Source organism: Leptospira mayottensis 200901116, assembly GCF_000306675.2.
In the GTDB taxonomy this organism is placed as follows: domain Bacteria; phylum Spirochaetota; class Leptospiria; order Leptospirales; family Leptospiraceae; genus Leptospira; species Leptospira mayottensis.
On the sequence record NZ_CP024871.1, the window covers coordinates 3,527,501 to 3,540,000 of the forward strand.

The following is a 12,500-nucleotide window of genomic DNA, read 5'->3' on the forward strand; positions in this document are numbered from 1 at the left end:
CCGAGTTTTGGGACAGACTCTTATCTAAAACTAATAGAAAAGATTAAAGAAGCTCTGAAAAAATCAAAGTTATGTTCAAACAATCATGTCCATGCCTGTGGAGTCGGAATAATTACGTCTTTGGTGATTATGAACTACATGAGTATTTTCTTCGAGCAAACAAGTAGGCTTGGTTCCCAGAATTGGCATTTCTGGAGACACTGTTCGTTACGAAAGAATCGTAAATCGAGGTGCCATTGGATTCGAAAGGTAATCGTTCAAGCGATCTGGAGTCAAGCATGCGAAAAAATAAAAGAATTTTATGCAAAGTTATGTGCTAAAAAAATCGATCATCGCTGCCTCACGCAAAATGATCGGAGTTCTTTATACAATGATTTGAACGGGCGAACTTTTTGATTCTATATCCGAAAAAATGTTAAATCGAAAATTAGCTCAATATGGGCTTACATAAAAAATAGCGGGGGCTTGGCATAAGACATAAGAGAGAATGAGATAGCCGTAACGAGAAAGCAAAAAGTTTACGGAACTAAGAATTAACTGAACACACGTTACGATAACAATAACTCGGCGCGATCTTTCCATAAATTGGCTCTGAGGTAAAAAATTAGGGAAAACACTAAGAACCCGTCTCAAAACTTCAAAATGTAGGAACTACTACAATTTTAAAGTGACAGGAAAAACCGCCAATGTGAGTAATCTGTAGGAACTCCCACGTTTTTTAGAAACTTGCTGGATCGTTTAGAAATATTTTAGAGCTTCCTGTATCAATGCCTTGGACTTATTTTATGAATTATGTTCTAAATACTCTGAAATTGAAATTTCCCTTCAGACTTTTTCAAACCAATCCCTTGACGATTCGTTGCAAATTTTCTATATATATTTCAAAAGTTTTCAAATTATAGCAGTACAATCTCCATTTATTTATTTCAATTACCACTTGACACTTTATTGTGCGCCGCATAATTTTGGTTTATTCTCAGTGCAGAAAAACAGAGGAAAAAAAGCTTATGGAAAAAGAAATCAAGGAAGCGCTTAACTTTGCAATTGGAGCTGCAAAATCACTCCGCGAGCAAGCTGATAGCATTCTCCTGAAAGTTGAAAAAGAATTTAAGGAACTTGCCTCCAAAGGAGCGCAAGATCAATCCGAGGTTGCCAAAAATCTCAGAAAATATATAGAAGACGCTCTTCATTCAGTTGAAGGTGTAGCAGGACAAGTCAACTCGAAGGTAGAGGAAGTTAAATCAAAAGTTAGTCAAAGTGTTTCATCCACGAAAATCCCTTTGAATGGATCTTCAAAACCGAAAGCAGAAACTGCGGCTAAACATTAATTGTTTTCCTTCCTGTGTTTTAGATACAGGAAGGATTTTATCACTTCTATACATTAAAAATCAATTTCGTTTGATAAATCTGGAGCGGAAGCAAGACTTAATCTTTCAACCAATCTTTCTTGTGCGGAATTTTTTTTCTCTTCCATCAAGATTTCAAAAGAAGTATTCATCATTGCCACATTTCGGTCGATTTTTCTTTGAATCAGTCGTTTTAAAAGTTCTTTCCTAGATTGAAATAATTCCTGGATAGAAATTCCTTTTTGAGAAAAAGTTTCTTCGATTAAGTCGAGAGTTTCATAATCAGAAGCAATCGCCGAATAGGTAAACGAATCCAATTCCATCTCGCCTAAAAGACTTTCCCAAAGTTTAGAATTTTTGCGTTCCATGTTTCTGCATTCATAACCTTGACAGATTGAAGAACCGTAAAAGGAATAATTTTGACTGAGAGGGTCTCCACTGAAAATTGGATGAATCATACATCCTATTCTTTTTCCGAAAGCTCCCAAAAAAGGGCAATTATAAACGAGTTCGTCTTTTCTCCGAATGGTTTCTTCTTTCTTTTCTCGAACCTTTCGATATTCGGCCATTGTCCAAGGTTTTTGAAAATCCACGGAATTTTTAAATTCTTCCGTCCTTTCGAAGATCAATTTTCGAATTTTATCGGAACTCAGATCCAAATTGAAAATCCCACAACAGGACCCGCATGAAAAATTACCCCTCTCGGGTTGACAAAGACTCAATATATTTTAAATATTCTGAATGGAATTTTTTTCTGATTTGAAACCCGGAAAACTGAGTTCTAAATCCTTAGTTTCAGGATTTTCTATTATATTACAGAGCATCGGAATGATCGTCATTCTATTTTCATTGAACACAATCACTTTACCACGGAATTTTTCTATCTGCTCTCCGATATAATCCTGTTTCACCACCGGAGCGACCACTAAAGAAGCTTCCGGTTTTATTCCGCGAAAGAAAAGATGATTGTTAGAATTCGTGGAAACTAGGAAGATACTCGTCTTTTCCAATTCTTCTAATTCCATCAGAAGATTTTCGTAATAGTACTGAAAAGAGATTAGATAACCATCGGCAGAATCCGATAAAATTTGTCCACGTCTATAGAGTTCAATCCATTGAATCATCTTTTGAATCGTGTCTTTGTTCACTTGAAGAACTTCCTGAATATTGCTGATAAGCGGACTGATCTCAAGTTTTCTAAAATCCATTAGACATTGATAAATCAATTCCCACCATTTCTTGATTTCCACTGCGTCGTCCGGATTATTCGGGATATATTTTCCCAAAGAGTGGTATTGGTGATCACTAAAGATAATTCCACCGATGATTTTGGAAAATTCTTCAAACGAAAATATCAAAGACTGAATCAACTCAAAGGAAGATTCGGTTTCCTCTTTCTGTTTTTGAGTGAAGTTATGATAGGAAGCAGCAATGTTTGAAGGGTAGAATTTTGAAATTAGAGTAGGATTGATAATCTTTTGAATGGATTTTCCTTTAGTCGGATCCACTATTACCTGTTGATTTGGAATTCCATGCAGAGAATAGTTGGTCCACGTAAGATCGTTCGTATCGAAGATTCTTCTTGCATATTCTTTAGCTAAGAAAAGGGATTCTCCGATACTTCTATCGCCAAACAGGTACGTATAAAACTGAATTGTAAAATCGATCGTATTTTGATTATCAACGATCTCCCAGTTGGTTCCGATAAAACTTTTGATCCCGGACATCAAAAAAGCTCCGGCAAAATTATTCATCAAATCGGAATTAAGAGTTCTAGACACATTCGAGTTGGATTGACAAGAATTCGAAAACACTAAGTCGGTATTAAATCCCGAATTTTTGATCTCTCTCGCTTTTAAGATCTTTCCTTCAGAGATTTGCCATCCATTTTCCAAAGGATCGTCCGAAAAATAAAGATGCCCAGAGTAATGAATGATATTCTTACCTTTGATCAAAGAAAGCAATTTTAGTTTCGTCACTTGCCTTCCTCCAATGAACTCGATTTCCAATCGGGAAGCAGAAACCTGTTCGCTAAGAACTCTAAAAAGTTGTTCTCCCTCCTTTTGAGCCCATTCCAGATCTTCCGTAGGATCTGCAACGATAAGCATCCTTAATTTTTCTTTTTCTTTAAAAACGTTTTGGCTCGATTCTCCTCGAACCGTTTTTCCGATAAAAAATTTATCCGACAAAAAACAAGTCCCATCGTGTAAGAGTTCCCAAGGAATGACTCCAAGTTTGGGATCCATGTTCAAATGAAGGTATTTTTCCGTAGTAAGTCTCAGTTTTTCTTGAATCGGAGCCGGAAAAAACTGATCGTAGAAAGTTTCCCCGAGGATTTTCAGCTCGTGAAGAATTTCAGTTTCCAAAGTTTTGTGACTCATTCCTTTGGAATTTACTGCATTGGAAACGCGGACTAAATTTTCAATTTCCTTAATATATTCTAGAATGAGATCTTCGTCAATGGTGGACTGTAGATGAGACTCGGATCCGCTTCCGGACGTATCTAATATGTTGAATACGTTTACACTTCCGACTCTATCTATAATCAGGTTCAACATAGTTCAAAATCCAGGATCAAATTGTAACACTGGAACATTTTTTTCCAGAATTCTTTTTGTTTGGAAAAATAAAAAGGAAATTCCCTTACCGGAATTTTGATTTCATACAATCTTGGAAATTTCTTTCCGAAGAGTTATTTTTCCGGTTTTAAGCTTCCAAAAGAATGAAAAGATCCAACGATTTGGAATTTTCTTTCCCTTGAAATTCTACCGTGTATTTTCCTTCCCTAAGTCCGGAAAAATTAGCGATTCCTTCATTATTAAATTGGTTAGAAAGAATAAATCTGGCATCCTTATAAAGATTTACTCTTTGAAACGAATTAGAATCCGGTGATTCGATCTTAACACTCAAAAATGCTGTTTCAGGGGTTTCTTGAACCAATTGATATGTAAATTTCGAATTATCGAAAACTTTTTCTTCAAAAACAACAAATTCGGAAGGATCTTTCGTCAAAGCCGAACGCATGGAAGGCGCGTAATCTACTCTTGTGTTAATTTGAAGCGATTCTACGAGACTTTCAAAGATTCGGGCCCCGGACTTTCCCAATTTTACTACAATAGACTCCTTCGATGGAGATTTCCTCGCAAGTTCCAATGAGACGTAACGTTTCAAATATTCCGGTATGTCTTTTGTTAGATAACCTGCCAAATCTACCTTCTGTAAATCGATCGCCTCCTGAAGCTCGGAAAACTTTCCCGTTTTAGAGGCTTGGTCCAGGTACGATAAAGTCGAAGCACTAATGCCGGCCTGGATCGATTCTTCCATTTGGATGAGTTGATTTTGTAGTGTTATGTCTGTATCTACATTGATTTTTTCTCCATTTAAAAGTAAGAGCAGAAGCTCGTTTTTTTGATTTATTTCAGATCCCGAATCCATTTTGGTTCTCCAATAGCATAAAAAGACGGAAATTTCTAAAAATCTAAATCACTAAAATCCAGCTTTTTCTGAATTTTTTCAATTAAACGGAGTAATGTAACACTTACATTCCCTTCGGAAATTCCAATTAGGTCCGCAACTTCACGGTAAGGGGTTCTTGCTAGAAAATGCCCTTTCTTTTTCTTTTCCAAAAGTTTCTTACGCTGTTCATATTTTTTCTTCAAGGCGTGAGAAGTTTTATCCACTTCCATAGGAAGAATGGGTGCAACCTTGGCCGTATTTTGCTGTTTTTCTTTTAACTCAAGTATATTCAGATAAAGAGTGGTAATCTTGTCTTCCATTCTAATATTCTCCTCTTCCCGATTGGAAAGCTCCGATCGGAGATGAAGAATTTTTTCTTTGAGTGCATCGGGGGATAACCCCGTTTTTTCCAAGAGATATTGAACTTCGTCTTCATTTAAGTTTAAATAATAAATGTAGGAAAGTTTGAAAATGACCCGTTTATCAACTCCGATTTCTTCGAGAGCTTGATTGAATCGATCGGAAAATTCACTCGCTTCTTCCTGCATTTCAGGGCGCGTATCCGGTTCATCTTCAATAGTTGCGTATTCTTTTCCTTCTTTGCTAATTTTTCCGAGATTGGTAACCTTGAGTTCTCGTTTGGTCCTTTGCCAATCAATCAACATATTTCTGAGAACCGAATAAAACCAGGTTCTAAAGCTGGATTTTCCCTTAAAGCTACCAAAACGGGATCCTGTTTTTAATCTTTCAAATGCATAGATAAAAAAATCCCCAGCGTCGTCTTCGCTTAGATGGAAAATCTTCATTGGAAAATTGTAGATATCCTCCGAATAAATTTCGAAGAATTGCTTGAGTGCTTCTTCTTCTCCATCTCCGCATCGAGAAATGAGATCTATAGTTTTATCTTTTGACAAATTCATTTTGTATGAGTTACTTGCACTTAGGTTTGAGTCCCGCATGAAAAAATTTCTCTTTATTGTCGCCTGGACCGCGTTCCATCTGAGCATGGAAGCGGAAAATAATAAAGTAATAAATTATCTCGTCCCTGTTAAAACCGATCAACTAGAAAACAAAATCACCTCTACCTTTGGAGAATCTAGGGGGGATCACTTCCACAATGGAATGGATATTTCTTCTGTAAACGAATCCGTAATTGCAATGGGGGATGGAAAAGTTTTGTACAGTCGTTATACGGAGGATCATCCTTTCGAAGACGAACTGGGAACCGGAAATTCGGTTTGGTTGGACCACGGATCCGGAAATTTTACCGCCTACTACCACTTGAAAGATAGCAGGATTTCTAAATTATTAAAATCTGATTGGATCAAAGCGGGTGATAAAATCGGGGTCAGTGGTAACTCCGGTCACTCAAGCGGAGCCCACCTTCACTTTGTTGTGCTTCGTAAATACGGACTAGAAATTTTGGATCCCATGAAATTTCTTTCTCCAATTCCAGACAACACTCCCCCTGAAATCTCAAGCTTGCTGGTTCACGTGAACGGAAAGTTCACAAACATCAATGACGGTGATAATATCAACCTCTCCCAAGAATTTCCCTTTACGGTTTCGATCGTAGACGCAGGAGAAAAAAAATCCCAAAGAAGAGGAGTCAGCAAGGTTCAATATTTTCTAAACGGTGAAACACTTCGATCCGCCAATTTCGGTGCATTACAGTATTCTTCTTCTGAATGGAAAAATCCGGACGGATTTTCCTTTATAAATCTTTATCATAAAGATCAGTATTTAATCGGAAATCTGAATTTAAAGTCCGGTGAAAATACAATCAAAATAGTCGCCTGGGACTTTAAAGGAAACATGAATGAAAGAAGTTTTACCTTTTATGTGAATCGCCTTTAATTTTCTTGAATTCAATTCAAGAAAATTAGAAAATCCAATCCGTTGAGTTCGCTCTCCGTTAAGAAAGTTTAACGACTTACCGTTTCTTTTTTCTACTTAGAATTTACAGATGCAAATTTGTCCGTTCTATGAATAACCCGCGTTTTAGAAGTTATCGGCTATGTTTTAAAAATAGAAATTTTTCAGATTTCGTTCCGCTAACAATCGAGCCAAATTCCTCCGACAAAATTGTAGGAAATATAAACGAGCAGAACCATCTCCGACTTCCAAAACTCAAAAGAAATTAACTTCAATCATTCTCGGCAAGTTCATAATCAAGGGTAAGAGTTCTCACGGATTGTTTATTGTGGGGTTTATGAATTTTCGAGCAGTCTTTTACGTTGTCTAAGTTCCTATTGGAGTTTCCACGTCCTAAGATTGGTACAAGAGTTCCAAATAAGAATTTCCGAAAACGATTCTAATCTTCCGTAATCGAAGCAAGAATGATTTTCTAAATTTAATTTTTGAAACTTTGCTTCAAAGAATTACTACGATCAACCAACGTTACCGGCAACCTGGTTTTTATTGATTACTTTGAGTTGTTCCCCAACGGAGTAAAAAACGGAACGATCTCCTAAAAGATCCGCCAACCGGAGAAAGAGTTCGTTGATCGGTTGGATCGAATACGTATCGTGAGCACGAATGACTCTTTTTTCCTCCCGGTTTTCCACGATGTGAAAATAAACGGAAGATTCTCCCTTATAACAGGCAAGTAAAGCGTACAATTTCGGAATCAATTCCGGATCTTTTGTGTGTCTTTCTTCCAGTCGAAGATGAAGTGATTTTTCGAGCTTATCTTCAATCGTTGCCTCATCTAAAATTTCTATACTGTTGACTTTAACCTGTCCGCGGAGTTCCGTATCTCCCACTTCGATTTTGTCCAAGTCCCCTTTGATAAAGATTGCTTGATCTTCTTTTATGAATTCCTTATATTTCTGATACGTCTTTGCAAATGCGACACATTCGATCTCTCCGGTTCGATCTTCGAGTTTGAAGTTTGCGAATTCTTCATTTCGTTTACTAAGCTTTATGTTCTTGGAAGAGATAATTCCTGCAACTTCTACCTTACTTCCTGATTTCAGATTGTCGAATTTTTCAATCGGAATCGTCCTTAAACTTTTGAGCTGTTTCTCGTATTTGTCAAGCGGGTGACCGGAAAGATAAAGACCGGCTATCGCTTTTTCGCGCCTTAACTTTTCGTCGATTTCCCATTCGAGGGCGTCCTTCGGAAGATTGAGTGTGAAAGAACTTTCCTCTCCTCCAAAAAGGGAGAACTGTCCTTCTTCCGCTCTCTCCTGCTCCTTTTGAGCAAAAGTAAGAATGGAATCCACCGATTCAAAAAGACATTTACGAGTATAACCGAAAGAATCCAAAGCTCCCGCTTGAATGAGGGCTTCAAAAACTTTTTTATTGATCAATCTCGTATCTATGTTGAGAGCAAAATTTTGAAGTGTTTTAAAATTTTCAGCCTTCGTTCTTGCTTCGATGATACTGTTTGCCGCGGTCTCGCCCACACCTTTCATCGCGGAAAGCCCGAACCGAATCGTGGTATCATCGATCACATTGAAAGAAGCTTGTGATTCAGAAACGTCCGGATTGAGAATTCGAATTCCCATCTCTCTCGCATTGTTAATGTATTTTACGATATCGGTGGTTTTACCGTGATCCGACGCAAGAAGTGCAGTAAGATATTCAATCGTATAGTTTGCTTTTAAGTAAGCAGTTTGATATGTGATGATCGCGTAGGCTACGGAGTGGGACTTATTGAACCCGTAACCACCAAATCTTTCTAATTGTTCAAAGAGATCCTTTGCGACCTTTTCTTGAATGCCTTGTTTAACCGCACCTTCCACGAACTGGTATTTAAGCTTTTCCATAAGATCAGCTTTCTTTTTTGCCATCGCCTTCCGCAATACGTCCGAATCTCCGACTGAAAATCCTCCGACAACTCGGGAGATACTCATCACTTGTTCTTGATAAACGGGAACTCCGAAAGTCTCTTTCAGTATCGACTCGCAAGAAGGATGCGGATACGTGACTTGCTTTCTTCCGGATTTACGATCCAAATATTCGTCCAACATTCCTTCACCCATAGGGCCGGGACGATACAATGCGATCAAAGCGACAATCTCGTCAAAGTTGTTCACTTGACTCTTAGCAACTAGATCGGTGATCCCAGTGGATTCTAACTGGAATATACCGAGTGTGTTCGCTTTTCTAAGAAGCGCATATGTGTTCGCGTCATCGTAAGAGATTTCATCGAGATCGATTCGAACCCCTCTTCTTCGTTCGATAAGCTTGATTGCGTAGTCCAAGGTTGTTAAGTTCTTCAGACCCAAGATATCCATCTTGATCAAACCAATACTTTCTAAGTTGTTCTTATCGTATTGAGTCACGATGGATCGAAAGCCCGGTCTTTCTTTTTCCGCAACCGTGGAAAGTGGAACGACTTCTTCCAATGGATAAGGAGAAATCACAACACCGGCAGCGTGCCTTCCGGGCTGACGATAGTTTCCTTCAAGTCTTTGAGCAATAGCAAAGATTTTATGATTGATATCATCTTTTTCAGAAAAGTTTTTTAATTCGGAAGAAGTTGCGAGCGCTTCTGCAATGGACATCCCGAGTTTGTTCGGAAATGCCTTGGTCATCTCATTCGCCTCTCCGAAAGGAAGATTCAAGACCCGAGCAACGTCTTTGAGAGCAGCTTTTGCCGCGAGAGAATTGAACGTGATAATCTGGCCGACTTTTTCTTCCCCATATCTTCTGCGAATGTAATTGATGACTTCTTCCCGTCGGTCCACACAAAAATCGGTATCGATATCAGGCATATCCTTACGATCGGGATTCAAAAATCTTTCAAAAAGAAGATTATGCTGGAGAGGTTCTACATTCGTGATTCCGAGCGCATAAGCTACGATAGAACCGGCGGCAGAACCTCTTCCCGGACCAACAGGAATTCCATTTCTTTTTGCATAATTGATATAATCCTGAACAATTAAGAAGTAACCGGCGAACTTCATATTCTTAATCGTATTGAGTTCGAAGACGACTCTATCTTTGATTTCCGGAGAAAGGTTAGGATACTTTCTTCCGATCCCTTCCCAAATCAATTTTTCAAGATAAGAATCGGCATCGTATCCTTCCGGAACCTCAAATTCGGGGAGAAGATAGTTTCCAAATTGAAGTTTCAAATCCACTTTATTACTAATTTCTAATGTATTATAAAAAGCTTCCGGGATTTCGGGAAACACCCTCGCCATCTCATCTGGGCTTTTTACGTAGAATTCTCCGTTAAAGCCGAATTCCATTGGGTCTGTAATACGCTTTTGCATCCCGATTCTAAGAAGAATATCCTGAGCCTCTTGGTCGTCTTTTTTTAGAAAATGAGAATCGTTTGTAACTACGAGAGGGATGCCGGTTCTTTTTCCAAAGTCGTAGATTTGTTTTGCCACGGTCATCTGTTCCGAAATTCCGTGGTTTTGGATTTCCATATAAAAATCCTCTTTACGGAAGATCTCATTTAATTTTCCGGCTAATTGAAAAGATTCTTCGATTTTTCCTTCCAAAATCTTCCGATTGACTTCACCCGCAAGACAAGCCGTCAAACAGACAAGGCCCTCATTGTGTTGAGCGAGAAGATCGTAGTCAATTCTCGCCTTTTTATAGAAACCTTCTGTGTAGGATTTGCTGGAAAGGCGTATTAAATTTTTGTAACCTTCCTCGTTCTTCGCGAGAAGGATTAGATGATATGCACTTCCGTCCGCGATCTTTACCATCTCCATTTCTTGCTTTCGATTCGGAGAAACGTAAAATTCGCTACCTATAATCGGTTTAATACCTTGTTTCGTCGCTTCATTGTAAAATTCAACGGCACCAAACATGTTTCCGTGATCAGTCATCGCAACCGATGACATACCGTTTTCTTTTACGTGCTGCATCAACTCTTTGATACGGATCGCTCCGTCGAGCATGGAATAGTTAGTGTGCAGATGTAAATGGGCGAAATCCTGCATTGTAAGGGACATAATAGAATTTTGATGAATCCGACGTCAAGAGTCTAATCGATGAAAAATTACAACTTAGACTAAATTCTGTAACTTTTTATAAAATAATACAAATCTGAACCAGGCAGATTTTTGTTTATTTCTAATTTTTCCGTAAGAAAAATTAGAAGCTGGTTCTTAAAATGCAAGAACTCCTTTATCCAGGAAAAAATCTTCTTGGAGTTTGTCCCAAAACCTTAAAAGAAACCAATTACAATCATTCAGTAAGTTCGTAACAAAACGTAGGAGTTCCCACAAATTACATCCCTTTAGTGGTTTATGAACTTTTGAATCTTCTTTTTCATCATCCAATCCTACGAGAATTCCCACAGATTAGAGTTTTAAAGCAAGCTCTTACTGACCTACATGAAAGATACTATGAATTTTGAGATAAATACCTAAGCTAGAACGCAAAATTCCAGGCACCTGTTGTATAATTCTCGGTAGCTTATAGAGCATTCATTTAACCCTTTGGCGGAAGAGGTCCCAATTTATCCAAAAGCATTTGGTTCACTAATTCAGGATCCGCTTTTCCTTTGGAAACTTTCATCACATAACCTACAATAGCGCCTAACGCGCGATCTTTACCACTTTTGTATTTGGCCACGGCATCCTGATTATTAGCGATCGCCTCGTCCACAATTCTTTCGATTTCCTTATCGTCTCGGACCACAATTAGGTTTTTTTCAACGACAATCGCTTCGGCATCTTTATCAGAAGTAAGAAGTTCTTCAAAAACCGTCTTGGCGATTTTTCCTGAAATTTTTCCATCCGCAATTAATTTTACGAGTCCGCCGATTCTTTGGGCAGAAACAGAGAATTCAGAAATCGTAATACTTTCTTTATTTACTACGCCAAGAACTTCGTCTTTGACCCAGTTGGACGTTTTCTTTGCATCCCCAGAAACTTTCAAAGCATCTTCAAAGTAATCCGCAATTTCCCTTTCGGCAGTCAGAACTTCGGCATCGTATTTTGGAAGCCCTAACTTTTCTATAAAACGATTTTTTCTTTCGTTGGGAAGTTCGGGTAATTTGGAACGAACAGATTCTACCGTTTCTTTTTGAAGAATGACTACGGGCAGATCCGGGTCGGGAAAATAACGATAATCATGACTCATCTCTTTGGTTCTCATCGTTACGGTTTTATTTGCCACGCCATCCCAGAGTTTAGTCTGTTGTTGAAAAGTTTTTCCTTCCAACGCCATTTCAGTTTGCCATTCTACCTCGTAATCAATTGCCGCTTTGACTGCTTTGAAAGAATTCAGATTCTTAATTTCGACTCTGGTTCCGAATTTATCCGAACCTTTCGGCCGAATCGAAACATTTGCGTCGCAACGAAGAGAACCTTCCTCCATGTTACAATCCGAAACGCGAATATATTTTAAAATCGACTTTAAAGAATTAAGATAATAATATGCCTCATCCGAAGAACGCATGTCCGGTTCCGAAACAATTTCGATGAGGGGAGTTCCTGCTCTATTTAGATCGACATACGACTGAGGAATATTCGGGTCCGCGGAATGTATCAGCTTTCCCGCATCTTCTTCCATATGAATCCGAGTCAGTCTCACATAACGAGGGGATTCTTCCCCTTTGATTGTAAAAGTGACCCCACCTCCAGTACAGATAGGTTTATCGAATTGAGAGATCTGATAACCTTTTGGGAGGTCCGGATAAAAATAATTCTTACGATCGAATTTAGTAAATAAAGCGATATCACACCCGAACGCAATCCCCGCCATGATAGCTTTTTCCAAAAC

The 12,500-nt window shown here is 38.5% G+C and carries 8 protein-coding genes and 1 pseudogene (1 of these 9 cut by a window edge); 3 read left to right on the forward strand and 6 right to left on the reverse strand.

Translation table 11 applies throughout. The annotated features are described in order from the left end of the window. Nucleotides 1-24 precede the first annotated feature (24 nt). Both LEP1GSC190_RS20480 and LEP1GSC190_RS16175 read left to right on the forward strand, forming a co-directional pair. Nucleotides 25-451 (forward strand): annotated as a pseudogene (locus LEP1GSC190_RS20480) (transposase); the annotation flags it as partial. A 556-nt stretch (nucleotides 452-1,007) separates the two neighbouring features. Further along, nucleotides 1,008-1,328, forward strand: a complete 321-nt coding sequence (locus LEP1GSC190_RS16175) for a phasin-related domain-containing protein (protein ID WP_002747530.1) — start codon at nucleotides 1,008-1,010, stop codon at nucleotides 1,326-1,328. A 53-nt stretch (nucleotides 1,329-1,381) separates the two neighbouring features. Here LEP1GSC190_RS16175 and LEP1GSC190_RS16180 read toward each other — a convergent pair whose 3' ends face one another. The 4 genes from LEP1GSC190_RS16180 to LEP1GSC190_RS16195 form a co-directional block, all read right to left on the reverse strand. After that, entirely contained in the window at nucleotides 1,382-2,068 is a 687-nt protein-coding gene (locus tag LEP1GSC190_RS16180; protein ID WP_081586266.1) for a hypothetical protein, read from the reverse strand. A 6-nt stretch (nucleotides 2,069-2,074) separates the two neighbouring features. After that, nucleotides 2,075-3,904, reverse strand: coding sequence for a CHAT domain-containing protein (locus tag LEP1GSC190_RS16185; protein ID WP_002747551.1), 1,830 nt, complete (start codon nucleotides 3,902-3,904; stop codon nucleotides 2,075-2,077). A gap of 148 nt (nucleotides 3,905-4,052) precedes the next feature. Further along, the gene (locus LEP1GSC190_RS16190; protein ID WP_002747429.1) at nucleotides 4,053-4,781 is read right to left on the reverse strand and encodes a hypothetical protein; all 729 of its coding nucleotides are present in this window, start codon (nucleotides 4,779-4,781) and stop codon (nucleotides 4,053-4,055) included. Between the two features lie 35 nt (nucleotides 4,782-4,816). Next, entirely contained in the window at nucleotides 4,817-5,722 is a 906-nt protein-coding gene (locus LEP1GSC190_RS16195; RefSeq protein WP_036034807.1) for an RNA polymerase sigma factor, read from the reverse strand. Between the two features lie 37 nt (nucleotides 5,723-5,759). Here LEP1GSC190_RS16195 and LEP1GSC190_RS16200 point away from each other — a divergent pair, with 37 nt between their 5' ends. After that, nucleotides 5,760-6,659: a M23 family metallopeptidase gene (locus tag LEP1GSC190_RS16200; protein WP_002747339.1), complete on the forward strand. Its 900-nt coding sequence runs from the start codon at nucleotides 5,760-5,762 to the stop codon at nucleotides 6,657-6,659. A gap of 533 nt (nucleotides 6,660-7,192) precedes the next feature. Here the strand turns inward: LEP1GSC190_RS16200 and dnaE are convergent. Together dnaE and gatB are read right to left on the reverse strand one after the other, a co-directional pair. Next, complete coding sequence (dnaE, locus tag LEP1GSC190_RS16205) at nucleotides 7,193-10,711, reverse strand: DNA polymerase III subunit alpha (protein ID WP_081606736.1); 3,519 nt, start codon at nucleotides 10,709-10,711, stop codon at nucleotides 7,193-7,195. A 493-nt stretch (nucleotides 10,712-11,204) separates the two neighbouring features. Beyond that, nucleotides 11,205-12,500, reverse strand: the 3' portion of a protein-coding gene (gene gatB / locus LEP1GSC190_RS16215) for an Asp-tRNA(Asn)/Glu-tRNA(Gln) amidotransferase subunit GatB (protein ID WP_002747296.1). The gene runs 165 nt beyond the window's last position; the window shows 1,296 of its 1,461 coding nt (coding positions 166-1,461); its start codon lies off the right edge, out of view; the stop codon is at nucleotides 11,205-11,207.

What these genes read in the sequence shown, in the direction of transcription:
- LEP1GSC190_RS16175 (WP_002747530.1), top strand. Translation starts at nt 1,008, where the DNA reads ATGGAAAAAGAAATCAAGGAAGCGCTTAACTTTGCAATTGGAGCTGCA.
- LEP1GSC190_RS16185 (WP_002747551.1), bottom strand. Translation starts at nt 3,904, where the DNA reads ATGTTGAACCTGATTATAGATAGAGTCGGAAGTGTAAACGTATTCAAC.
- LEP1GSC190_RS16190 (WP_002747429.1), bottom strand. Translation starts at nt 4,781, where the DNA reads ATGGATTCGGGATCTGAAATAAATCAAAAAAACGAGCTTCTGCTCTTA.
- LEP1GSC190_RS16195 (WP_036034807.1), bottom strand. Translation starts at nt 5,722, where the DNA reads ATGAATTTGTCAAAAGATAAAACTATAGATCTCATTTCTCGATGCGGA.
- LEP1GSC190_RS16200 (WP_002747339.1), top strand. Translation starts at nt 5,760, where the DNA reads ATGAAAAAATTTCTCTTTATTGTCGCCTGGACCGCGTTCCATCTGAGC.
- dnaE (WP_081606736.1), bottom strand. Translation starts at nt 10,711, where the DNA reads ATGCAGGATTTCGCCCATTTACATCTGCACACTAACTATTCCATGCTC.